This is a genomic window from Streptomyces sp. S3(2020) (assembly GCF_013044505.1).
GTDB lineage: Bacteria > Actinomycetota > Actinomycetes > Streptomycetales > Streptomycetaceae > Streptomyces.
Map to the genome: position 1 here is coordinate 1 of NZ_JABERD010000018.1, position 21,841 is coordinate 21,841.

Annotated in this window: 21 protein-coding genes and 1 pseudogene; 8 read left to right on the plus strand and 14 right to left on the minus strand. The window is 68.9% G+C overall.

Going from position 1 to position 21,841, the window contains the following annotated elements:
* Window positions 1-198: 198 nt before the first annotated feature.
* A pseudogene (locus HLK59_RS08810) lies at window positions 199-558 on the plus strand (AbfB domain-containing protein); the annotation flags it as partial.
* A gap of 63 nt (window positions 559-621) precedes the next feature.
* Here the strand turns inward: HLK59_RS08810 and HLK59_RS08815 are convergent.
* The 8 genes from HLK59_RS08815 to HLK59_RS08850 are packed head-to-tail and all read right to left on the minus strand — an operon-like array spanning window position 622 to window position 7,201.
* Window positions 622-954, minus strand: a complete 333-nt coding sequence (locus HLK59_RS08815) for a metal-sulfur cluster assembly factor (protein WP_171140724.1) — start codon at window positions 952-954, stop codon at window positions 622-624.
* The gene (gene sufU / locus HLK59_RS08820; RefSeq protein WP_171140725.1) at window positions 951-1,430 is read right to left on the minus strand and encodes a Fe-S cluster assembly sulfur transfer protein SufU; all 480 of its coding nucleotides are present in this window, start codon (window positions 1,428-1,430) and stop codon (window positions 951-953) included. The genes HLK59_RS08815 and sufU overlap by 4 nt, the downstream gene beginning before the upstream one ends.
* 15 nt (window positions 1,431-1,445) lie before the next feature.
* Window positions 1,446-2,702 carry a cysteine desulfurase gene (locus HLK59_RS08825; protein ID WP_171140726.1) on the minus strand — a complete coding sequence of 419 codons (1,257 nt, stop codon included), beginning with the start codon at window positions 2,700-2,702 and terminating at the stop codon, window positions 1,446-1,448.
* Window positions 2,699-3,463, minus strand: a complete 765-nt coding sequence (gene sufC, locus HLK59_RS08830) for a Fe-S cluster assembly ATPase SufC (protein ID WP_171140727.1) — start codon at window positions 3,461-3,463, stop codon at window positions 2,699-2,701. Before sufC ends, HLK59_RS08825 begins: the two co-directional genes overlap by 4 nt.
* A gap of 7 nt (window positions 3,464-3,470) precedes the next feature.
* Complete coding sequence (locus tag HLK59_RS08835; RefSeq protein WP_171140728.1) at window positions 3,471-3,800, minus strand: bifunctional 3-phenylpropionate/cinnamic acid dioxygenase ferredoxin subunit; 330 nt, start codon at window positions 3,798-3,800, stop codon at window positions 3,471-3,473.
* Window positions 3,800-4,981: a Fe-S cluster assembly protein SufD gene (gene sufD, locus HLK59_RS08840; RefSeq protein ID WP_171140729.1), complete on the minus strand. Its 1,182-nt coding sequence runs from the start codon at window positions 4,979-4,981 to the stop codon at window positions 3,800-3,802. Before sufD ends, HLK59_RS08835 begins: the two co-directional genes overlap by 1 nt.
* Before the next feature lie 55 nt (window positions 4,982-5,036).
* The gene (sufB, locus tag HLK59_RS08845; RefSeq protein ID WP_171140730.1) at window positions 5,037-6,461 is read right to left on the minus strand and encodes a Fe-S cluster assembly protein SufB; all 1,425 of its coding nucleotides are present in this window, start codon (window positions 6,459-6,461) and stop codon (window positions 5,037-5,039) included.
* On the minus strand, window positions 6,458-7,201 hold the full coding sequence (locus tag HLK59_RS08850) for a metalloregulator ArsR/SmtB family transcription factor (protein ID WP_171140731.1): 744 nt from the start codon (window positions 7,199-7,201) through the stop codon (window positions 6,458-6,460). The genes sufB and HLK59_RS08850 overlap by 4 nt, the downstream gene beginning before the upstream one ends.
* 161 nt (window positions 7,202-7,362) lie before the next feature.
* On the opposite strand from HLK59_RS08850, the gene HLK59_RS08855 reads away from it, so the two are divergent.
* Genes HLK59_RS08855 through HLK59_RS08870 form a run of 4 tightly spaced genes read left to right on the plus strand, consistent with a single transcriptional unit; the run spans window position 7,363 to window position 11,009 of the window.
* The gene (locus HLK59_RS08855; protein ID WP_171140732.1) at window positions 7,363-8,247 is read left to right on the plus strand and encodes an AAC(3) family N-acetyltransferase; all 885 of its coding nucleotides are present in this window, start codon (window positions 7,363-7,365) and stop codon (window positions 8,245-8,247) included.
* A gap of 11 nt (window positions 8,248-8,258) precedes the next feature.
* Entirely contained in the window at window positions 8,259-9,182 is a 924-nt protein-coding gene (locus HLK59_RS08860) for an ABC transporter ATP-binding protein (protein WP_171140733.1), read from the plus strand.
* Between the two features lie 50 nt (window positions 9,183-9,232).
* Window positions 9,233-9,949, plus strand: coding sequence for an ABC transporter permease (locus HLK59_RS08865; protein WP_206326937.1), 717 nt, complete (start codon window positions 9,233-9,235; stop codon window positions 9,947-9,949).
* A gap of 46 nt (window positions 9,950-9,995) precedes the next feature.
* The gene (locus HLK59_RS08870) at window positions 9,996-11,009 is read left to right on the plus strand and encodes a COX15/CtaA family protein (RefSeq protein ID WP_171140735.1); all 1,014 of its coding nucleotides are present in this window, start codon (window positions 9,996-9,998) and stop codon (window positions 11,007-11,009) included.
* Here HLK59_RS08870 and HLK59_RS08875 read toward each other — a convergent pair.
* Together HLK59_RS08875 and HLK59_RS08880 are read right to left on the minus strand one after the other, a co-directional pair.
* Window positions 10,986-11,552: a hypothetical protein gene (locus tag HLK59_RS08875; protein WP_171140736.1), complete on the minus strand. Its 567-nt coding sequence runs from the start codon at window positions 11,550-11,552 to the stop codon at window positions 10,986-10,988. The genes HLK59_RS08870 and HLK59_RS08875 overlap by 24 nt on opposite strands.
* Before the next feature lie 53 nt (window positions 11,553-11,605).
* Window positions 11,606-13,183 (minus strand): ROK family protein, encoded by a 1,578-nt coding sequence (locus HLK59_RS08880; protein WP_171140737.1) that lies wholly within the window; start codon window positions 13,181-13,183, stop codon window positions 11,606-11,608.
* Between the two features lie 177 nt (window positions 13,184-13,360).
* On the opposite strand from HLK59_RS08880, the gene HLK59_RS08885 reads away from it, so the two are divergent.
* Window positions 13,361-14,839 carry a hypothetical protein gene (locus tag HLK59_RS08885; protein WP_171140738.1) on the plus strand — a complete coding sequence of 493 codons (1,479 nt, stop codon included), beginning with the start codon at window positions 13,361-13,363 and terminating at the stop codon, window positions 14,837-14,839.
* A gap of 4 nt (window positions 14,840-14,843) precedes the next feature.
* Here the strand turns inward: HLK59_RS08885 and HLK59_RS08890 are convergent, their stop codons facing one another.
* The 4 genes from HLK59_RS08890 to HLK59_RS08905 all read right to left on the minus strand — a co-directional run bounded on the left by HLK59_RS08890 (window position 14,844) and on the right by HLK59_RS08905 (window position 18,221).
* On the minus strand, window positions 14,844-15,581 hold the full coding sequence (locus tag HLK59_RS08890) for a nucleotidyltransferase (RefSeq protein WP_171140739.1): 738 nt from the start codon (window positions 15,579-15,581) through the stop codon (window positions 14,844-14,846).
* An 18-nt stretch (window positions 15,582-15,599) separates the two neighbouring features.
* Entirely contained in the window at window positions 15,600-16,706 is a 1,107-nt protein-coding gene (locus HLK59_RS08895; protein WP_171140740.1) for an amidohydrolase family protein, read from the minus strand.
* A 92-nt stretch (window positions 16,707-16,798) separates the two neighbouring features.
* Window positions 16,799-17,131, minus strand: coding sequence for a hypothetical protein (locus tag HLK59_RS08900; RefSeq protein ID WP_171140741.1), 333 nt, complete (start codon window positions 17,129-17,131; stop codon window positions 16,799-16,801).
* A 136-nt stretch (window positions 17,132-17,267) separates the two neighbouring features.
* Window positions 17,268-18,221 (minus strand): heme o synthase, encoded by a 954-nt coding sequence (locus HLK59_RS08905; RefSeq protein WP_171140742.1) that lies wholly within the window; start codon window positions 18,219-18,221, stop codon window positions 17,268-17,270.
* Between the two features lie 377 nt (window positions 18,222-18,598).
* Here HLK59_RS08905 and tkt point away from each other — a divergent pair, with 377 nt between their 5' ends.
* Window positions 18,599-20,686 (plus strand): transketolase, encoded by a 2,088-nt coding sequence (tkt, locus tag HLK59_RS08910; protein WP_171140743.1) that lies wholly within the window; start codon window positions 18,599-18,601, stop codon window positions 20,684-20,686.
* Window positions 20,687-20,719: 33 nt separating this feature from the next.
* On the plus strand, window positions 20,720-21,838 hold the full coding sequence (tal, locus tag HLK59_RS08915) for a transaldolase (RefSeq protein WP_171140744.1): 1,119 nt from the start codon (window positions 20,720-20,722) through the stop codon (window positions 21,836-21,838).
* The last annotated feature ends 3 nt before the right edge of the window (window positions 21,839-21,841 follow it).

Below are 21,841 nucleotides of genomic sequence, written 5' to 3' on the forward strand. Positions count from 1 at the left end.
TGTATTGTAAGGTATTCCTGATCTTCTAACATGCTCTTAGCTTATTGTCACGTCTGTGTGTTGCTCGTGCTGCCTGTGTGCTATTTGCTCCTCTATCCTCTACTCGTCTATTGGTCTTTTTTCTTTGTGTTTTTAAGCAGACGATGGCATACTAGGTGCTCATGAGTCTCGTGGGCTCGTATATTTGTATAATAGACAGGTTACGTGAAGCTCGACCAGCCGCGAGGCTCGGAATCCCGCGAGGACTCCACCTTCAAACTGGTCAAGGGCCTCGCGGACAGCTCCTGTTACTCCTTCGCCACCCAGGACGGCAAGTACCTGCGCCACCGCAGCTTCGTCCTGGTCGCCGAACGCAGCGACGGCTCGTCCCTGTTCAAGCAGGACGCGACCTTCTGCTCCCGTTCGTCCTCGGTGTACGGCGCGGTCATGCTGGAGTCGGTGAACTATCCGGGCCGCTTCCTGCGCCACCAGAACTTCCAGCTGAAGCTGGATCCGTACCAGTACAACGACCTGTACCGATCGGACTCGGCGTTCCAGCTGGTCGACGGACTGGCCTGAGCACACACGCGAAAAACGGCGACGCCCGCGAGGGCGTCGCCGTTTCTGCGTTCGCGGTGGGTCTCAGACGTTGAACCCGAGCGCCCGAAGCTGCTCGCGCCCGTCGTCCGTGATCTTGTCCGGGCCCCACGGCGGCATCCAGACCCAGTTGATGCGCAGCTCGTTGACGAGGCCGTCCGTGGCGGACTTGGCCTGGTCCTCGATGACATCGGTCAGCGGGCAGGCCGCCGAGGTCAGGGTCATGTCGATCGTCGCGATGTTCGCGTCGTCGATGTGAATGCCGTAGATGAGGCCGAGGTTGACGACGTCGATGCCCAACTCGGGGTCGACCACGTCGTACAGCGCCTCGCGGACCTCGTCCTCGGAGGCCGGCTTCATCTCCACGGTGTCGCTCATGCCGTCTTCCTTTCGGCGTCGGCCCCGCTCAGGGCCTGGGCCGTCGCGTCCTTCCACGCCATCCAGCTGAGGAGGGCGCACTTGACCCGGGCCGGGTACTTGGAGACACCGGCGAACGCGACCGCGTCCTCCAGCACCTCCTCCATGGCGTCGTCGGGCTCGATCTTCCCCTTGGACTGCATCAGCTCCAGGAAGGTCTCCTGGATCTTCTGCGCCTCGGCGAGGTCCTTGCCGACGAGGAGGTCGTTCAGCACGGAGGCGGAGGCCTGGCTGATCGAGCAGCCCTGCCCCTCGTACGAGATGTCCGCGATCCGCGCAGTGCCGTCGCCGAAGGCATACTTCACGCGCAGCGTGATCTCGTCGCCGCACGTCGGGTTGACGTGGTGCACCTCGGCGTCGCCATCCCGAAGACCGCGCCCGTGCGGGTGCTTGTAGTGGTCCAGGATGACTTCCTGGTACATCGAATCAAGCTTCACGACTCAGCCAGCTCCTCAGCCGAAGAAGTTCCGTACGTGCTCCAGACCGTCGACCAGAGCGTCGATCTCGGCCGGCGTGGAGTACAGATAGAACGACGCTCGCGTGGTCGCGGGAATTCCGTAGCGCAGGCAGACCGGGCGGGCGCAGTGGTGACCCACGCGGACCGCGATGCCCTGCTCGTCCAGAACCTGGCCCACGTCGTGCGGGTGGATGTCGCCGAGCGTGAAGGAGATCGCCGCACCCCGGTCCTCGGCCGTCGTCGGGCCGATGATCCTGAGGTCCGGGACCTCGCCGAGCCGCTTCACCGCGTACTCGGTGAGCGCGTGCTCATGGGCGAGGATCTTGTCCATGCCGATCGAGTTCAGGTAGTCGATCGCCGCGCCCAGACCGACCGCCTGCGCGATCGGCGGGGTGCCCGCCTCGAACTTGTGCGGGGCGGGAGCGTAGGTCGACGAGTGCATCGACACCGTCTCGATCATCTCGCCGCCGCCCAGGAACGGCGGCAGGTCCTCCAGCAGCTCCTGGCGGCCCCACAGGACGCCGATGCCGGTCGGACCGCACATCTTGTGGCCGGTGAAGGCCACGAAGTCGGCCTGCAGCGCCTGCACGTCCAGCGGCATGTGCGGGGCGGCCTGCGAGGCGTCGATGCAGACGAGCGCACCGACCTCCTGCGCGCGGCGCACTATCGCCTCGACGGGGTTCACGGTGCCGAGGATGTTGGACACCAGCACGAAGGAGACGATCTTCGTCTTCTCGGTGATGATCTCGTCGATGTTGGAGAGGTCGAGGCGGCCGTCGTCGGTGAGGCCGAACCACTTCAGCTTCGCGCCCGTGCGCTGCGAGAGCAGCTGCCACGGCACGATGTTGGAGTGGTGCTCCATCTCCGTGATGACGATCTCGGTCTCGTGGTCCACGCGGTAGGGCTCGTCCGCCCAGCCCAGCATGTTCGCGACGAGGTTGAGCGACTCGGAGGCGTTCTTGGTGAAGATCACCTCGTCCCGCGACGGCGCGTTGATGAACGACGCGACCTTGTCACGCGCGCCCTCGTACAGCGCCGTGGCCTCCTCGGCGAGCACATGCACACCGCGGTGGACGTTGGCGTTGTAGCGCTCGTAGTACTCGTTCAGGGCGTCCAGGACCTGGCGCGGCTTCTGCGAGGTCGCCGCGTTGTCCAGGTACACGAGCTTCTTACCGTCGTGGACCTGGCGGTCCAGGATGGGGAAGTCCTTACGGATCGCCTCAGTGTCGAGGAGGCCCGGCAGCTGAGTCACGAAGATGCGCCACCCTTCACGTACTTGTCGTAGCCCTCGGCCTCGAGCTGGTCGGCGAGCTCCGGGCCGCCGGACTCGGCGATCCGGCCGTTCGCGAACACGTGCACGTGGTCGGGCTTGATGTAGCGCAGGATGCGCGTGTAGTGCGTGATCAGCAGGGTGCCGACCTCGCCCGTCTCACGGACACGGTTGACGCCCTCGGAGACGATACGAAGGGCGTCGACGTCCAGACCGGAGTCCGTCTCGTCGAGGATCGCGACCTTCGGCTTGAGCAGTTCGAGCTGGAGGATCTCGTGGCGCTTCTTCTCGCCGCCGGAGAAGCCCTCGTTGACGTTGCGCTCGGCGAAGGAGGGGTCCATGTTGAGGCGCTGCATGGCCTCCTTGACCTCCTTGACCCACAGGCGGAGCTTGGGGGCCTCGCCGCGGATGGCGGTGGCGGAGGTGCGCAGGAAGTTGGAGACCGAGACGCCGGGGACCTCGACCGGGTACTGCATCGCCAGGAACAGGCCCGCGCGGGCGCGCTCGTCGACGGACATCTCCAGGACGTCCTCGCCGTCGAGGGTGACGGTGCCGCCGGTGATCGTGTACTTCGGGTGGCCCGCGAGCGAGTAGGCGAGGGTCGACTTGCCGGAGCCGTTGGGGCCCATGATGGCGTGCGTCTCGCCCTGCTTCACGGTCAGGTCGACGCCCTTGAGGATCTCCTTCGTGGCGTTGTCGGCCTCGACGGTGACGTGCAGGTCGTGGATTTCAAGCGTTGCCATGGGTTCCTCAGGACTCCTGGGTGAGGGAGGCGCGTACGTCGACAAGGACGTTGCCTCCTTCGATCTTTACGGGGTATACGGGGACGGGGCGCGTCGCGGGAAGGCCGGACGGCTTGCCGGTGCGGAGGTCGAACGCGGAGCCGTGCAGCCAGCACTCGATCTGGCAGTCCTCCACCTCGCCCTCGGAGAGCGAGACGTTCGCGTGCGAGCAGATGTCGTTGATCGCGAACACCTCGCCCTCGGTGCGGACGACCGAGACCGGCGTGCCGTCGAGTTCCACCCGCATGGGGGTGTCCTCCTCCAGCTCGCTCAGCCCACAGGCACGTACGAACGTCATCAGACGGACGCCTCCAGCTCCTCGTCGATCTTCACGAGAAGGCGTTCCTGGATGTCGTCGACACCGATCTGCTGGACCAGTTCGGCGAAGAAGCCGCGGACCACCAGGCGACGGGCCTCGTCGGCCGGGATGCCGCGGGCCATCAGGTAGAAGAGCTGCTCGTCGTCGAAGCGGCCGGTCGCGGAGGCGTGCCCGGCGCCGACGATCTCGCCGGTCTCGATCTCCAGGTTCGGCACGGAGTCGACGCGGGCGCCGTCCGTGAGGACGAGGTTGCGGTTCATCTCGTAGGTGTCCGTGCCCTCGGCCTTGGCCTCGATGAGCACGTCGCCGATCCACACCGCGTGGGCGCCCTCGCCCTGGAGCGCGCCCTTGTAGACGACGTTGGACTTGCAGTGCGGGACGTTGTGGTCGACCAGGAGGCGGTGCTCCTGGTGCTGGCCGGCGTCCGTGAAGTACAGCCCGAACAGCTCGGCCTCGCCACCGGTGCCGGCATAGGCGACGCGGGGGTGCAGTCGGACGACGTCGCCGCCGAAGGTGACCACGAAGGACTTGAAGGTGGCGTCCCGGCCGATCAGCGCGTTGTGCTGCGCCACGTGCACGGCCTTGTCGTCCCAGTCCTGGACGGAGACGACGGTCAGCTTGGCGCCGTCACCCAGGACGTAGTCGACGTTGGCGGCGAGTACGGCGTCACCGGTGTGGTCGATGACGACGACGGCCTCGGCGAAGGCTCCCAGCTCGATCACCTGGTGGGCGAAGGCGGTGCCGCCCTCGCCGTGCACGGCGATCCGGATCGGCTCGGTGAGGACCGTCTCCTTGGGGACGGTGATCACGCCGGCCTTCTCGAACGCCGAGTAGGCCTGGGCGGCGATGCGGTCCACCGGGGTGCCCGCCTTGCCGAGGCGCGCGTCGTCGCGGCCGACGGTCTCGACGCTGACGCCCTCGGGTGCCTGCACCTCGACCTTCAGGCCCTCGCCGGTCGCGACGGCGGTGCCGTCCTGAAGCCCGCGCAGGCGCTCCAGCGGGGTGAACCGCCACTCCTCCTCGCGGCCGTGCGGGACCGGGAAGTCCGCCACGTCGAAGGACGGGGGCGCGCTCATGCGCGTGGCGACGGTCGACTCGGCGGCCACCGCGATCGAGCCGGCGGTGGTGGATCCCACCGGGATGTTCTGAGCCTCAGCCATGGCTGTCGGTCTGCTCTCTTCCTGCGTAAGTGACGTGACGGAGACGGGTCGCTGCTTAGCCGACCGCGCCTTCCATCTGGAGCTCGATCAGCCGGTTGAGTTCCAGCGCGTACTCCATGGGCAGCTCCTTCGCGATGGGCTCGACGAAGCCGCGCACGATCATCGCCATGGCCTCGAACTCGCTCAGACCGCGGCTCATCAGGTAGAAGAGCTGGTCCTCGGAGACCTTGGAGACGGTCGCCTCATGGCCCATGGACACGTCGTCCTCGCGGACGTCCACGTAGGGGTACGTGTCGGAGCGGGAGATGGTGTCGACGAGCAGCGCGTCGCACAGCACGTTGGACTTGGAGCCGTGGGCGCCCTCGCCGATCTCGACGAGACCGCGGTAGGACGTACGACCGCCACCGCGCGCCACCGACTTGGAGACGATGTTGGAGGAGGTGTTCGGCGCCATGTGAACCATCTTGGAGCCGGCGTCCTGGTGCTGGCCCTCGCCCGCGAAGGCGATGGAGAGGGTCTCGCCCTTGGCGTGCTCGCCCATCAGGTAGACGGCCGGGTACTTCATGGTGACCTTGGAGCCGATGTTGCCGTCGATCCACTCCATGGTCGCGCCCTCGTACGCCACGGCGCGCTTGGTGACCAGGTTGTAGACGTTGTTCGACCAGTTCTGGATGGTCGTGTAGCGGCAGCGGGCGTTCTTCTTGACGATGATCTCGACGACCGCGGAGTGCAGCGAGTCCGACTTGTAGATCGGCGCCGTACAGCCCTCGACGTAGTGCACGTAGGCACCCTCGTCGACGATGATCAGGGTCCGCTCGAACTGGCCCATGTTCTCGGTGTTGATCCGGAAGTAGGCCTGGAGCGGGATCTCGACGTGCACGCCCTTCGGCACGTAGATGAAGGAGCCGCCGGACCACACGGCGGTGTTCAGCGACGCGAACTTGTTGTCGCCGACCGGGATGACGGTGCCGAAGTACTCCTTGAAGAGCTCCGGGTGCTCCTTGAGGGCGGTGTCGGTGTCCAGGAAGATGACGCCCTGCTCCTCCAGGTCCTCGCGGATCTGGTGGTAGACGACCTCGGACTCGTACTGGGCCGCGACACCGGCGACGAGGCGCTGCTTCTCCGCCTCGGGGATGCCGAGCTTGTCGTACGTGTTCTTGATGTCCTCGGGCAGGTCCTCCCAGGACTCCGCCTGCTTCTCCGTGGAGCGCACGAAGTACTTGATGTTGTCGAAGTCGATGCCGGAGAGGTCCGAGCCCCAGTTCGGCATGGGCTTCTTGTCGAACAGGCGCAGGCCCTTGAGGCGGAGCTTGGTCATCCACTCCGGCTCGGACTTCTTCGCGGAGATGTCCTTGACGACGTCCTCGTTGATGCCGCGTCGCGCCGAAGCACCGGCCGTGTCGGAGTCCGCCCAGCCGTATTCGTACTTACCCAGGCCCTCGAGCTCGGGGTGGGCAGTCTCCTCGATGGGGAGAGTCATGCGGGGTTCCTCCCGGCCGTGCTTGCAGATGCGTTATGTGTGGTGTGGGAAATCTTTGGGATGAACGTCGTGCAGACGCCGTCACCGTGCGCGATGGTCGCCAGTCGCTGGACGTGCGTTCCGAGCAGCTGGGAGAAGATCTCGGTCTCCGCCTCGCAGAGCTGTGGGAACTTTTCCGCGACGTGGGCGACGGGGCAGTGGTGCTGGCACAGCTGCTCGCCGACCGGTGCGCTGCGCGCCGTAGCAGCGTACCCGTCCGCGCTCAGGGCCTTGGCCAGGGCTTCGGTGCGCTCTTCGGGGGCGGCGGCCTCGATCGCCGTGCGGTACACGGTGGCCTGCTCGGCGATCCTGGCGCGCGCGAAGGCCACCACGGCCTCGTCCCCGCCGAACCGCTCCGCGATCCAGCGCAGGGCGTCCGCGGCGAGCTTGTCGTAGGACTGGTCGAAGGCGTCGCGGCCGCAGTCGGTGAGCGCGAAGACCTTGGCGGGACGACCGCGCGTGCGGGCGCCGTAGACCTTCTGCTCGCGCGCCTCCACGACGTCGTCGGCGACCAGCGCGTCGAGGTGCCTGCGTACGGCGGCGTGGGTCAGGCCCAGTCGGCCGGCCAGCTCGGCGACGGTCGAGGGCCCGTGGTCCAGGATGGACCGCGCGACCCGGTTGCGCGTCGAACGCTCACCGGTCGCGAGCTCCTCCTGAAGGGTCCCCGTGGGGGTCTCCCGAGCCTCGCCGACGTTTTTCACAACACCATTGTTGCGTAATTCCTCAGAGCCGGGCAACCCGCGTCCCGGCCGATGCACGGTGCGGTGCGTCACTTAGGTAAAGCTAACCTGACCTGCGGAAACGATCTTTGATCGATCAATTCGGTGGCATCGCCGGGCCCCTTCCGGGACACTCCACCACCATGGCCATACCCCCTCCGACCGGCCCACTTGTCACCCGCGGCACCATGGCCGCACAGCTGCGCGAGCTGGGCGTCCGGGACGGCGAGACCCTCCTCGTCCACTCCTCCCTGAAGTCGCTCGGCTGGGTCTGCGGCGGACCTGTAGCGGTCGTCCAGGGCCTGCTCGACGCCCTCGGCCCGGACGGCACCCTCGTGGTCCCCACCCAGACCGGCGACCTCTCGGACCCCGCCGTGTGGGCGAACCCGCCGGTGCCCGAGGAATGGTGGGACACGATCCGCGCGTCCATGCCGTCCTACGACCCCCAGGTCACGCCCTCGCGCGGGGTCGGCGTGCTCCCGGAGACCGTGCGCACCTGGCCGGGCGCCCTGCGCAGCGCGCACCCTCAGACGTCGTTCGCGGCGATCGGCGCCCGTGCCGCCGAAGTCGTCGACTCGCACGCGGCCGACTGCCGGCTCGGCGAGCACAGCCCCCTGGCCCGCCTCGAAGCCCTCCACGCGCGCGTGCTCCTGCTCGGCGCCGGCTACGGCACGTGCACGAGCTTCCACCTCGCCGAGTACCGCATCCCCTCGCCCCTGGTGAAGGTGGGCCGCCCCGGTCCGGCCGGCTGGGAGACGGTGACCGAGGTGTCGATCACCTCGGAGCGGTTCGACGAGCTCGGGCACGACTTCGAGCGGGACCGTCCCGTCGTACGGGGAACGGTGGGCGCGGCCCGCGTACGGCTGTTCCCGGTGGCCGACGCGGTGGCCTACGCCGAGCGGTGGCTGGCGGTGCACCGCCCCCGTGACGAGGAGATCCCGTCCGGGGGAGATCCCGCACCCTCCCCCACTCTCGAATCCGCTCGAGCGGGGGGACCCCCACGTCCGAGGCGCGCACCGCGTACCTAGACTCTTGGGTCATGCGAAGCGAGCCCGTGGTCCAGGTCCAGGCCCTGGTGAAGCGGTACGGCACGAAGACCGCGGTGAACGGCCTCGACCTGGTGGCCACGGCGGGGGTGACCGCCGTGCTCGGTCCCAACGGGGCGGGCAAGACGACCACGGTCGAGACCTGCGAGGGCTACCGCGCGCCGGACTCCGGCACGGTGCGCGTCCTGGGCCTCGACCCGGTCAGACACTCCCCTGAGCTGCACACCCGGATCGGCGTGATGCTCCAGTCCGGTGGCGTCTACTCGGGCGCGCGGGCGGACGAGATGCTGCGCCATGTCGCCAAGCTGCACGCCCACCCGCTGGACGTGGACGCGCTCATCGAGCGCCTGGGACTGGGCGGTTGCGGCAGGACGACGTACCGCCGGCTGTCGGGCGGCCAGCAGCAGCGGCTCGCCCTCGCGATGGCCGTGGTGGGCCGCCCGGAACTGGTCTTCCTGGACGAGCCGACCGCCGGACTCGACCCGCAGGCCCGCCACGCGACCTGGGACCTGATCCGCGATCTGCGCACCGACGGCGTCTCCGTCATCCTCACCACCCACCACATGGACGAGGCCGAACAGCTCGCCGACGATGTCGCGATCATCGACGCCGGCAAGGTCATCGCCCAGGGCTCCCCCGAGGAACTGTGCCGGGGCGGCGCCGAGAACACCCTCCGCTTCTCCGGCCGCCCGGGCCTGGACGTGGGCTCGCTGCTCAAGGCCCTCCCGCCCGACAGCACGGCCGCGGAGCTGACGCCGGGCTCGTACCGGGTCGGCGGCAAGGTCGACCCTCAGCTGCTCGCGACGGTGACGTCGTGGTGCGCGCAGCACGGGGTGATGCCGGAGAAGATCTCGGTCGAGCGGCACACGCTGGAAGACGTATTCCTGGAGCTCACCGGCAAGGAGCTGCGCTCGTGACCACGACCGGTACGTACACCCCGAGGCCGGGCGCGGCTCCCCTGGGGCGCATGATCGCGGCACAGGCCGCACTCGAGACGAAGATGCTCCTGCGCAACGGCGAGCAGCTCCTGCTGACCGTCGTGATCCCCACCCTCCTCCTGGTCCTGTTCAGCTCGGTCGACATCGTCGACACGGGCGCGGGCGAGGCGGTGGACTTCCTGACCCCCGGCATCCTCGCCCTCGCGGTCATGTCCACGGCCTTCACCGGCCAGGCGATCGCCACGGGCTTCGAGCGCCGCTACGGCGTCCTGAAGCGGCTGGCCGCCTCCCCGCTCCCCCGCTGGGGCCTGATGGCGGCCAAGACGGTGTCGGTCCTGGTCACGGAGATCCTCCAGATCGTCCTGCTGACGGTGATCGCCTTCGCCCTGGGCTGGGACCCGCACGGCAACCCCCTGGCCGTCCTGCTCCTCCTGGTCCTCGGCACGGCCGCCTTCTCCGGCCTGGGCCTGCTGATGGCGGGCACCCTGAAGGCGGAGGCGACCCTGGCCGCCGCCAACCTCGTCTTCCTCCTCCTGCTCGTCGGCGGCGGCGTCATCGTCCCCATGGACAAGTTCCCCTCCGGCGCCCAGGACGTCCTCGGACTGCTCCCCATCAACGCCCTCTCCGACGGCCTGCGGGACGTGCTCCAGCACGGCGCCGGCATGCCGTGGGGCGACCTGGGGATCCTGGCGGTGTGGGCGGTCGCGGGGCTGGCCGCGGCGGGCAGGTTCTTCCGTTGGGAGTAGGCCCGTGCCGGACCCTCGTGAAAGCGTGCACAAGCGGCGGCCTACGATGGGACGCGTGCCGAACCTGACCCCCGCCGACGCCGCAGCCGCCGTGCGCAACCCGCTCGCCTTCATCGCCGCACGCTGGACCCCGGACCCCCGGACGGTGCGGCGGGCGGCCCTCGCCGCACTCGTCATGTCGGTGGTCATCGTGGTCACCGGCGGTGCGGTGCGGCTCACCGGATCGGGCCTCGGCTGCCCGACCTGGCCCAAGTGCACCGAGGACTCGATCAACAACACCGCCGCGATGGGCATCCACGGCTACATCGAGTTCGGCAACCGCATGCTGACCTACGTGCTGTGCGCCGCCGTCGGCTGGGCGATCATCGCCGCGCGCTCCGAGAAGCCGTACCGGCGCAGCCTCACCCGGCTGGGCTGGGCGCAGTTCTGGGTCGTGATGGGCAACGCGATCCTCGGCGGCATCGTGGTGCTGGTCGGCCTCAACCCGTACACCGTCGCCGCGCACTTCCTGCTGTCGACGGCGCTGATCGCGGTGGCCACGGTGATGTGGCAGCGCACTCGGGAGGGTGACGGGGAGCCGCGTCCGCTGGTCGGCAAGTCGGTGCAGCAGCTGGTGTGGTTCCTGGTCGCCGCGTCCGTGCTGCTGATCGCCGTGGGCACGGTGGTGACCGGGTCGGGACCGCACGCGGGTGACTCCAGCGAGGTCGAGCGGATGCCGCTGGACTGGGAGACGGTCAGCAAGCTGCACGCCGTCCTCGCCTGGATCGTGGTGACGCTGACGTTCGCCCTGTGGTTCGTCCTCAAGGCGGTCGACGCGCCGAAGGGCCCCCTGCACCGCACCCGCGACCTCTTCCTGGTCCTGCTCGCCCAGGGTGTCATCGGCTACGTCCAGTACTTCACCGATCTGCCCGAGATCCTGGTCGGCCTGCACATGTTCGGCTCGTGCCTGGTCTGGATCGGGGTCCTGCGGGTGCTGCTCGCGCTGCGGGAGCGGCCGGAGACGGACACCGAGGTCCCGGTCCCGGCGCAGGCCGGTTCATCGCTCGCCGCCGGGATCTGACCCCCCGTCCCTGGTGGGGATCCGGTCGGCGCTCCGCTCGGCGGGGGCCAGAAGGGTCTCGAACACCGCGAGCAGCTTCTCCACGGTCTGCCGCGAGAACATGCCGACCAGAGCGGCCGCCGCGGTCACCCCGTAGGGATTGATGTCGCTCGACGAGGCCAGGGTGGTCGTCAGTCCGCCCCGCAGCACGAGATAGACGACGAGCGCCAGCGCCGATCCGACGAAGGGCTCCACGGCGTACATCAGCACCCAGCTGCGCCGCAGCAGCCGGTTGCCCACGTACTCGTAGAGCGAGCGCAGGGTGTGGATCAGCGCGCCGACGGCACCGGTCGCCAGGATGACGATGAACAGCCTGGTCTCGCGGGTCAGGCTCGGCGACCAGAACAGGACGCGTGCGCGGGTGGCCGGTTCGGGGCCGGTCGCGGTGGGGTCCGGTGGGGGCGGCCATGTCTGGACCAGGACGACGCCCAGCGCGATGGTCAACAGCAGCAGGAAGACGGCGAGTACGAGGATGTCCCTCGTACCCGCGTCGGTCTCCCCCACGCTGGAGGGCGTCCGGGGCTCTGGCTGTGCCGGTTCCTCCCCCACCGCTTCCCCTACCTCCGCGTCAGCAGGCGCAGGGCGGCCACGGCCGCGGCGCGGGCACCGGCCGCGTCGCCGTAGGGCCTGGTGGTGAGGGTGACGGCCTTGCCCTCCGTCGAGAACACCTGACTCGTCACCGTCTCCCGGACCTTGGCCATGAAGAGCGCGGCGGAATCCCAGTCGTCCGGGCACACCAGCCCGGGAGGCCCGTACAGGACGATCCGCTCGGGATCCGTGAAGTTGACGAGCGCGGACAGACCTGTGCCGAGGGCCGTACCGGCGTGTTCCAATACGTCCTCGACCTGCTTGCTCCATGTCGTCGACAGCAGCGCGAGCACCGCGTCCAGGTCCCGGACCGGCAGGGCGGTCAGCTCACGGACCCGGCGGGCGATGGCGTCGACACCGACCACGCTCTCCAGGCAGCCCCGATTGCCGCAACTGCACTGCGGTCCGTCCGGCTCGACCACCACATGCCCGATCTCCCCGGCGGCGCCCGTCGCACCGTGCAGGATCCTGCCGTCGGCGACGATGCCCGCGCCGACGCCGTGGTCGACGAGGACGACGGCCGAGTGGCGCCGGGCCCGGGTGTCCCCGAGGGCCGCTTCGGCCAGGGCCAGTGCGTTCGCGTCGTTCTCCAGGACCGTCGGCAGTCCGGTCGCCTCCCGGAGCGGTCCGGCCAGGGTCAGTCCCGACCAGCCCACGCCCGCCGCGTAGTTGGGCGCCTTGACCACCTCGCCCCGCTCGGCGCTGACATGGGCGCCGATCTCGATGCCGAGGCCGGTCCGGTGGACACCGGCCTTGCCGCCGACGGCCGGGGCCCGGTCCATCAGCTCCGCCACGAAGTCCGCGAGGACCGTGACCGCCTCGCGCTCGCTGCCCACCGGATTCAGCTCGCGGTCGGCGCGGGTGAGGGTGGTGCCGGACGCGTCGATCACGGCGCCGGTCAGCCGGCTCGGCCGCACCTTGACGCCGACGAAGTGGTCGAGATCCGCCTCCCGTTCCTCCGGGGCGGGTGCGGCGGGCTCCTGGGGCTGCGGCAACAGCCCGGTCTCCTCCAGGTAGTGCATACCGCGCGGGGTGACGTCCCAGGAGTTGTGCCGCCACTGGCGGCTGCGCCAGGCGACGCCGGAGGCCAGCATGCGCCTGCCGATCCGGCTGACCTCCGTGACGTCCACGTCCAGCCGCTCGGCCAGGGTCTCGTTGTTCAGGCCCGGTTCCCGGGCGATCTCCACGAGGAACCGGGCGGCATGGCTGCTCGGATCGAGGGAGAGCTGCAGTCCCGAGGGCAGCCTGCGCAGACTCCAGTACGTCACGTCGATCAGACCGAGGAGACGTCCGCGCTGCTCCGCACGGATGTCGGCGCCGTCGCGGACATACCTTCCGTACAGCCAGCGCAGACCGTTGTGGGCGGCTTCCAGCGCCGACTCGTCCGCGGCCAGCGAGGCGTCCGTGATCAGCATCCCCAGCGCGGTGAAGCGGCCCTCGGGGATCTCCTTCTCCGACTTCATCGCGTCGACCATGCTCTGCACCTCGGTCAACCGATCACGCCGGACCGCCGGTTCCCGGTCCTTGCGACGACGTACATCCGCCATGACACACCCCTCTGTGGATCTCTCCGCGAGCAGGACAGGACGCTCCCCATTCACCATCCTCTGATGTCAAGTGAGTGTCAAGTGATGTTTTACGGAATGCACACTCTGTAAAACGACACCCGCATATGCAATGTGCCTCGTTAATATTTGGTGAAGCTCTACGGACCAGGGGGAACCATGAGCGCAGAAGAAGACGGGGGCACCCATCGCCATTCGATCAATGGGCTCGAATTGTCGTCGGATCCGGCCGATCTGTTCATCACGCTGTACGACGCGCTGCCGGACGCCCACTTTCTCGGAGCCGAGGCGAGGGGGTGGCATCGCGACGGGGACACCCAGCGGCTCGCCGAAGAGGTCTATCTGGACGTCCTGGACCACGGGGACGCCGATACGTGGCTGACCAGGGAGATCGTCGCGCGGCACGGCCCCCGCGGGATGTTCGCCGTGCTCGTCGGGCTCGACCTGGCGCTCAACATGGCCAATCCCTTCGGCCAGACCTTCGACGCGAGGACCGTGGCCTGGCTCACCGACCGCTACAGCCTGCACGGCTGCCTCAACGATCCGCTCGGCCGCACGACGGGATTACTCCTGCCCCGCTGCGCCCGGCCGGGGACATTGCACACCCGCCCGACGGGCAAAGCCGAGTACTTCAGAGTGCATCGCGTTCCGAAGGACATGTGCGACAGGGTCAAACACGCCTGTCTGATCCCACGCAATGGCGCGCACTTCTCAGGAAAGGCAGCGATTTCCCTTGGCGTTGTTCCTTTGATGGAACAGCTGAACGAGCAGCCGTTCGAATTCCGTGAGGAAGCGGATCAGGGTCTGTATCGAATACGGATCAACGACAGGCCGTTGTACGAGCGTCTCGACAAAACGATGCGCAATCTCGAACAGTCCGGGGCCAAGATAGCCGTCCTGCCGGAATACGCGCTCTCCGCCGGCCTGCTGGACCACTGGCGGACCCTGCTGGACACGGAACCGCGCCCCGGCAGCGCCCTCCAGTGGCTCCTGCTGGGCAGCGGACCCGTCGGGGACGAGAAACCGCCCCCGAACCGGGCGATCCTGATCGACCGCCTCACCGGCGAGACGCTGCTCGAACACGACAAGACGGCCGGCTTCACCCTGGCCGCCGGCCAGGCGGCCGACTGGGAGCTGCCCGTCCGGCCGACCGTGGAGCCGGTGGACGAGGACATCACCCTCGGCGACAAGGTCACCGTCCTGGAGACCTCCCTCGGCCGGATCGCCGTGCTGATCTGCGAGGACATCGAGCAGTCGACCGACTGGGAAGCACCCCTGCGGGCGTTCGGGGTCTCCCATCTGTTCGTCCCGATCCTCTCCACCCCGATCAGCAAAAAGCACTTCCGCTGGGAGCAGCGGACGGGACACCGCTGCGTCGACGTGCTCGGCACCTGGGTCGTGTTCTCCAACAGCCTCGCCCTCGGCGAACATCTGCGGCATCGCTTCGACCCGGACGACTACTTCAACTGCCTCGTCCTCGGGCCGCGCTCACGCCGACCGCAGACCTACGCCAACCACTACGCCCAGTTCGGCCGTTCGGTGGACGGGGCCGGGCTCGCGCACGTGGTCCACGACGGGGACCGGACGTACGAGGACAGGGGACCGCTTCCCGGCATCCACCGCGGTTCGGCCGAGTAGGCGGTCAGCCGTACGCCGCCACCAGTCCGTCGATCGCCGGCCCCAGATAGCCCCGGGTCAGCTCACCCCTGCGCGCCGCCCACTCCCCGGTGGGCGGCGCGGGGTCCTCGTACCGCCGCCGCCTGATGTCCTCCACCACCTCGACCGGCGCCCCCAGCTCCGGCAGCAGCTCCAGCGCCTCCCGCTTGGTGATGAGCCGTCCGTCGCGCAGGGTGGCGGTCGCGCGGGCGAAGGTCGTCAGGCCGACGTCGACCCAGGGGGCCTGCCGCCAGCGTTCCGCCTTCGCCAGCTTGGGCCGCCAGAAGTCACGCTGGTCGCGTACGACGAACCCGTCGAGTTCGAGGTCAAGGACCGGCGGCAGCAGTCCGGCGGGGTCCTTCCCGTGCAGCACCCGCCCGAAGGTGTGCAGTTCCCGCCGGGTCACCGGGGTCACGGGCCGCCTGAACAGTTGCTCGTGCGCCCAGGTCAGATGGGACCGGCCGGAGTCCGTCACCGCTTCGGGCGTCAGGTAGGTGCAGTGCAGCAGCCCGGCGAGCGGCTCGGCCCGCAGCCGCGCGTGCAGTGTCGCCAGTCGCCAGAGGGTGCGCGGGGTGATGGGGGCATGCAGTACGGCGATCAGGTCCAGGTCGCTGCGGCCCTCCTGATAGTCCCCGCCGGCGAGCGATCCGTGCGCCCAGAGCGCGAGCGGGTCCAAGGGGGCGAGGCCGGACAGGAAGCGGTCGAGTAACGCGTCGGTCTGCATGGCCCCATCCTGTACAGCTCACTCCAGCCCGTACACCCTGCGCGCGTTCGCCGCCGCGATCAGCCCCGCGACCCGCTGCGCGTCCGCCAGCGACCACGCCCCCTCGGCGACCCAGGTGCCCAGCACCCGGGCCAGCGCCTCGCGGAACAGCCGGGCGCCGACGACATGCAGTTCGGGCAGGCCCTGGGCGCCGCTGGAGAAGAGGATCTTGCCGAAGGGGGCGAGTTCGAGGATCTCGGCGAGGACGGTCGCCGCACGGGCGCCCGTACGGACCAGAGCGGCGCCCGAGTCGGCGTACACATGTGGGAAGACACCGGCGAGATGGGCGGCGTGGCGGTGGTACGGATAGCCGTGCAGCAGGATCAGGTCGGTGCCGAGCCCGGCGGTGGCCCGGACGAAGTCCGTGAGCAGGACCGGGTCCGTACGGTCGATCCGCAGCCCCGGCTCACCGAGCCCGGCGTGCAGCTGGAGCGGCAGCCCCGAGGCGACCGCGATCCACAGCAGGTGTCGTAGCAGAACCGGATCGGACAGCTCGCCGCCCACCCGGCGGCCCGCCAGCCAGCGGCCGGCCGCGCCCCGCACCTCTCCCGGACCCGGCGGCTCGGGCGCCAGCGCCAGTCCGTGCCGCACCCCCGCCACCGAGGTGAAGGCGACCGCGCCGACCGCCGCCCCGTGCACCGACTCGGCGAGGTTGGCGAGGAAGGACTCGACCGTGCCGGAGGTGTCGGCGACCTGTTCGGCGAGGAGTTCGAGCCGCACGATCTCGCGGGCCTCGGCGGCCGACGCCGCCGCCATCTCGCCGGGGCCGGTCAGATCGCCGGGCAGGCCCGTGTCGACGAGGTACGTCGTGATGCCACTGCCCCGCAGCAGCCTGCGGCCCGCCTCCAGTACGCCGAGTTCACGACGCCGGGCGAGATAGCGGGCGGGCGGGCAGTGCGGTTCCAGACCGAGGAGCGGGGGGCACCATCGGCGTACGGCGAAACCGGTCTGGGTGTCGAAGAGGGTCGTACCGGCGGCGGGCGGCCCCTCGGTACGGGCCAGCTGGGCCTCGAAGGTGCCGAGGCCCAGCTCGGTTCTCAGTACGCCGTGGCAGTACTGGTCCACGAGGGACGGCGTTTCGATCATCCGGGCTCCCGTGGCTGGACCGTGTCCTTACTACGGGGCCTAACGGGTGAACGGGGTGTCAGGTGTTGGTCCCGCACACCCCGTGCGAAACCTCAGGTGTTACGGGGTCCGCCGACCTGGATGCCGGCCATCCGCGTCCACTCGTACGGGCCGGTCCGCACCTTCGCGGCGAACTCGCCGTCGAAGTCCTCGTGAACGGTGATGCCGGCCTTCTCGACCGCCTTCTGGGCGACCTCGACGGTGGGGGCCACCAGGTTGCCCCACTCGCCGTCCTCGCCGACGAGGGCGATCCGGGCGCCGCGGTCGCCCATGTAGGCCACCTGGCCCTCGGCACCGCCATGTGCCTTGGAGAAGGCGCTGATCTGCTTGGCGAGCTTGGCCGCCGTGCGCTCGGCCTTCGCGTCAACCTGCTGCGTGTCTGCCATGGCCAGGATGCTACCGACGGGTAGATCAATCGGCGACGGCCGGGGGGCGTGACCCTTGCCTCAGCGCCGCCGAGCGGGTCCGGCGAAGTCGGCTACGGACGGACAACGACCCATAGCCGTACATCCAGCGGAGCGCTCAGCGCAGGAAGGGGTCCACCGCGACCGCCAGGAACAGGATCGACACGTAGGTGATCGACCAGTGGAACAGGCGCATCTCCTTGAGCTTGCCGCCCGTCACCTCGGCCTTGGCCCGGTTCTGGAGCCCGTGCGCCTCCCACAGCCAGAAGCCGCCGGCCAGCAGCGCCACCAGCGTGTAGAACCAGCCCGTGTAGCCGAGGGGGGTGAGGAGCAGGGAGACCGCGACCATGACCCAGCTGTAGATCACGATCTGCTTGGCGACCACCTTGTTGGAGGCGACCACCGGCAGCATGGGCACGCCCACGCGCGCGTAGTCCTCTTTCACCTTCATGGACAGCGGCCAGTAGTGCGGCGGCGTCCAGAAGAACATGACGAGGAAGAGGATGACCGGCGCCCACGACAGGGAGTTCGTGACGGAGGACCAGCCGATCAGCACCGGGAGGCAGCCGGCGATGCCGCCCCACACGATGTTCTGCGACGTCCGCCGCTTGAGGATCATCGTGTAGACGACGACGTAGAAGAGGAGCGCCCCGAGGGACAGCCAGGCGGACAGCCAGTTGACGGCGAGGCCGAACAGGAGCGTGGAGACGACCGCGAGGCTGATGCCGAAGACGAGGCACTCGCGCGGCGACACCATCCCGGTGACCAGCGGTCTCTGCGAGGTGCGGTCCATGAGCGCGTCGATGTCACGGTCGATGTACATGTTCAGCGCGTTGGCGCCGCCCGCGGAGAGGTAGCCGCCGAGGCAGGTGAGAAGCACCAGCGTCAGGTCGGGCACACCCTGCTCGGCGAGGAACATCACCGGGACCGTGGTGATCAGCAGCAGTTCGATGATCCGGGGCTTGGTCAGCGCCACGAATGCCTTGACACGGGCCCCGAACGGCCGGTGACTCGAGCTCTTGCTCTCCCCCAGCACCCCGGCTGGACGGGATTCGACGGCCGTCACGCACACCCCTACAGAGACATCCCAGCAAACCCCTCCCGTGTGAAGTCCCGGTAAAGGCTCGCGCGTACCACGCCACTGTAGACGTTGCCCATACCCCGACATTCGCGGGGGTGGGGTCGTGTTGGGCAGCACCCCCGTAAGAGGGGATCAGGACCGCCGGACGAGCTGATCGACACTCGGTTGAGCACTCGAACGAGCGCGTCCGTATTCAGTTGCCGAATGACGAATCGGCCCAGTCAGGAGGCGGATCGTCATGACTCCCGGCAGTCTGGAATGACGCGAAAAAACGCACGTACTTACGGGGGTAGGCTCGACAACGGCCGGGGCGCCCCGTGCACCGGCATTCGACATGCGTGACATGTGGAGAGGAGCCCTGACCCAGGGTGAGCACCAAGCCGACCACCACAGACCTCGAGTGGACCGAGTTGGACCAGCGGGCCGTCGACACCGCCCGCGTCCTGGCCGCCGACGCCGTACAGAAGGTCGGCAACGGCCATCCCGGTACGGCGATGAGCCTGGCTCCCGCCGCCTACACCCTCTTCCAGAAGGTGATGCGGCACGACCCCGCCGACCCGGAGTGGGTCGGCCGCGACCGCTTCGTGCTGTCCGCGGGCCACTCGTCCCTGACCCTCTACACACAGCTCTACCTGGCCGGTTTCGGCCTGGAGCTGGATGATCTGAAGTCGTTCCGCACCTGGGGCTCTAAGACCCCGGGCCACCCGGAGTACGGCCACACCAAGGGCGTCGAGACGACGACCGGTCCGCTGGGCCAGGGTGTCGCCAACGCGGTGGGCATGGCGATGGCGGCCCGCTACGAGCGCGGTCTGTTCGACCCGGAGGCCGCCACGGGCGAGTCGCCGTTCGACCACTTCGTGTACGCCATCGCCGGTGACGGCTGCCTCCAGGAGGGCATCTCCGCCGAGGCGTCCTCGCTCGCCGGCCACCAGGAGCTCGGCAATCTGATCCTGCTGTGGGACGACAACCACATCTCGATCGAGGGAGACACCGAGACGGCCGTCTCCGAGGACACCGTGAAGCGGTACGAGGCCTACGGCTGGCACGTCCAGCGCGTCGCCCCGAAGCCGGACGGCGACCTCGACCCGCACGCGCTCCACCACGCGATCGAGGCCGCGAAGCTGGTGACGGACAAGCCGTCCTTCATCGCGATGCGCTCGATCATCGCCTGGCCCGCCCCGAACGCGCAGAACACCGAGGCCGCCCACGGCTCGGCGCTCGGCGACGACGAGGTGGCCGCCACCAAGCGCGTCCTCGGCTTCGACCCCTCGCTGTCCTTCGAGGTCTCGGACGAGGTCATCTCCCACACCCGTCAGGCCCTCGACCGCGGCCGCCAGGCCAAGGCCGAGTGGGAGAAGCAGCTCCAGGAGTGGCGCAACGGCAACGCCGAGCGCGCCGCCGAGTTCGACCGCATCTCCGCGGGCGAGCTGCCCAAGGGCTGGGAGGACAAGCTCCCGGTCTTCGAGCCCGGCAAGGGTGTCGCCACGCGTGCGGCCTCCGGCAAGGTGCTCCAGGCACTCGGCGCGGTGATCCCCGAGCTGTGGGGCGGCTCCGCCGACCTGGCCGGCTCGAACAACACCACGATCGACAAGGACAGTTCCTTCCTGCCGGCGGACAACCCGCTGCCGGAGGCGAACCCTTACGGCCGCACGATCCACTTCGGCATCCGCGAGCACTCCATGGCCGCGGAGATGAACGGCATCGCGCTGCACGGCAACACCCGTATCTACGGCGGTACGTTCCTCGTCTTCTCCGACTACATGCGCAACGCGGTGCGGCTGTCCGCGCTGATGCACCTGCCGGTGACGTACGTGTGGACGCACGACTCCATCGGCCTCGGCGAGGACGGCCCCACCCACCAGCCGGTCGAGCACATCGCCGCGCTGCGCGCCATCCCGGGCCTGAACGTGGTCCGTCCGGCCGACGCCAACGAGACCGCGATCGCCTGGCGCGAGATCCTCAGGCGCTACACCAAGGTCTTCGGCAAGGGTGCCCCGCACGGCCTCGCGCTGACCCGTCAGGGCGTGCCGACGTACGAGCCCAACGAGAACACGGCGAAGGGCGGTTACACCCTCTTCGAGGCGTCGAACGGCTCGCCCGAGGTCGTCCTCATCGCCACCGGTTCCGAGGTGCACGTCGCCGTCGAGGCACGCGAGCGGCTGGAGGCCGACGGTGTGCCGACGCGCGTCGTGTCCATGCCGTCCGTGGAGTGGTTCGAGGAGCAGTCGGCCGAGTACCGCGAGAGCGTGCTGCCGGCCGCCGTGAAGGCGCGCGTCGCTGTCGAGGCCGGTATCGGTCTCACCTGGCACAAGTACGTCGGGGACGCGGGCCGCATCGTTTCCCTGGAGCACTTCGGTGCTTCGGCCGACGGCAAGGTGCTCTTCCAGGAGTTCGGCTTCACTGCCGAGAACGTGGCCGCGAAGGCGCGGGAATCCCTCGCCGCTGCCCAGCGCTGACGCTCATATACGACACGTAGGAGATGTAATTCCATGACAGACGCACTCAAGCGCCTCTCCGAAGAAGGCGTCGCGATCTGGCTGGACGACCTGTCGCGCAAGCGGATCACGTCCGGCAACCTCGCCGAACTGATCGACCAGCAGCACGTCGTGGGCGTCACGACCAACCCGTCGATCTTCCAGAAGGCGATCAGCAGCGGTGACGGCTACGAGCAGCAGCTCGCCGACCTCGCCGCCCGCAAGGTCACCGTCGAAGAGGCGATCCGCATGATCACCACGGCGGACGTCCGCGACGCCGCCGACATCCTGCGCCCGGTCTTCGACGCCTCCGGCGGCCAGGACGGCCGCGTGTCGATCGAGGTCGACCCGCGCCTGGCCCACAACACCAAGGCGACCATCGCCGAGGCCAAGCAGCTGGCCTGGCTGGTCGACCGTCCCAACACCCTCATCAAGATCCCGGCCACCAAGGCGGGTCTGCCGGCCATCACCGAGGTGATCGGCAACGGCATCAGCGTCAACGTCACGCTGATCTTCTCGCTGGAGCGCTACCGCGAGGTCATGGACGCCTACCTCGCGGGTCTGGAGAAGGCCAAGGCCAAGGGCCTGGACCTCGCCCTGATCCACTCCGTGGCCTCCTTCTTCGTGTCCCGCGTGGACACCGAGATCGACAAGCGGATCGACGCGCTGGGCACCGAGGAGGCCAAGGCCGCCCGCGGCAAGGCCGGTGTCGCCAACGCGCGCCTCGCCTACGAGGCCTACGAGGAGGTCTTCTCGACCCCCCGCTGGGCCGAGCTGGACAAGGCGCAGGCCAACAAGCAGCGCCCGCTGTGGGCCTCGACCGGCGTGAAGGACCCGGCCTACAAGCCGACCCTCTACGTCGACGAGCTGGTGGCGCCGAACACGGTGAACACCATGCCGGAAGCCACTCTCCAGGCCACCGAGGCGGGCGGCGAGATCCGCGGCAACGCGGTCGCCGGCACCTACGAGCAGTCGCGCGCCGAGATCGACGCGGTCGAGAAGCTCGGGATCTCCTACAACGAGGTCGTGCAGCTGCTGGAGGACGAAGGCGTCGAGAAGTTCGAGGCGTCCTGGAACGACCTGCTCAAGTCGACCGAGGCGGAGCTCGAGCGCCTCGCACCCTCGGAGGGCTAAACC

What these genes read in the sequence shown, in the direction of transcription:
- HLK59_RS08815 (WP_171140724.1), bottom strand. Translation starts at nt 954, where the DNA reads ATGAGCGACACCGTGGAGATGAAGCCGGCCTCCGAGGACGAGGTCCGC.
- sufC (WP_171140727.1), bottom strand. Translation starts at nt 3,463, where the DNA reads ATGGCAACGCTTGAAATCCACGACCTGCACGTCACCGTCGAGGCCGAC.
- HLK59_RS08835 (WP_171140728.1), bottom strand. Translation starts at nt 3,800, where the DNA reads ATGACGTTCGTACGTGCCTGTGGGCTGAGCGAGCTGGAGGAGGACACC.
- sufD (WP_171140729.1), bottom strand. Translation starts at nt 4,981, where the DNA reads ATGGCTGAGGCTCAGAACATCCCGGTGGGATCCACCACCGCCGGCTCG.
- sufB (WP_171140730.1), bottom strand. Translation starts at nt 6,461, where the DNA reads ATGACTCTCCCCATCGAGGAGACTGCCCACCCCGAGCTCGAGGGCCTG.
- HLK59_RS08855 (WP_171140732.1), top strand. Translation starts at nt 7,363, where the DNA reads ATGGCCATACCCCCTCCGACCGGCCCACTTGTCACCCGCGGCACCATG.
- HLK59_RS08860 (WP_171140733.1), top strand. Translation starts at nt 8,259, where the DNA reads ATGCGAAGCGAGCCCGTGGTCCAGGTCCAGGCCCTGGTGAAGCGGTAC.
- HLK59_RS08865 (WP_206326937.1), top strand. Translation starts at nt 9,233, where the DNA reads ATGATCGCGGCACAGGCCGCACTCGAGACGAAGATGCTCCTGCGCAAC.
- HLK59_RS08870 (WP_171140735.1), top strand. Translation starts at nt 9,996, where the DNA reads ATGGGACGCGTGCCGAACCTGACCCCCGCCGACGCCGCAGCCGCCGTG.
- HLK59_RS08880 (WP_171140737.1), bottom strand. Translation starts at nt 13,183, where the DNA reads ATGGCGGATGTACGTCGTCGCAAGGACCGGGAACCGGCGGTCCGGCGT.
- HLK59_RS08885 (WP_171140738.1), top strand. Translation starts at nt 13,361, where the DNA reads ATGAGCGCAGAAGAAGACGGGGGCACCCATCGCCATTCGATCAATGGG.
- HLK59_RS08890 (WP_171140739.1), bottom strand. Translation starts at nt 15,581, where the DNA reads ATGCAGACCGACGCGTTACTCGACCGCTTCCTGTCCGGCCTCGCCCCC.
- HLK59_RS08895 (WP_171140740.1), bottom strand. Translation starts at nt 16,706, where the DNA reads ATGATCGAAACGCCGTCCCTCGTGGACCAGTACTGCCACGGCGTACTG.
- HLK59_RS08900 (WP_171140741.1), bottom strand. Translation starts at nt 17,131, where the DNA reads ATGGCAGACACGCAGCAGGTTGACGCGAAGGCCGAGCGCACGGCGGCC.
- tal (WP_171140744.1), top strand. Translation starts at nt 20,720, where the DNA reads ATGACAGACGCACTCAAGCGCCTCTCCGAAGAAGGCGTCGCGATCTGG.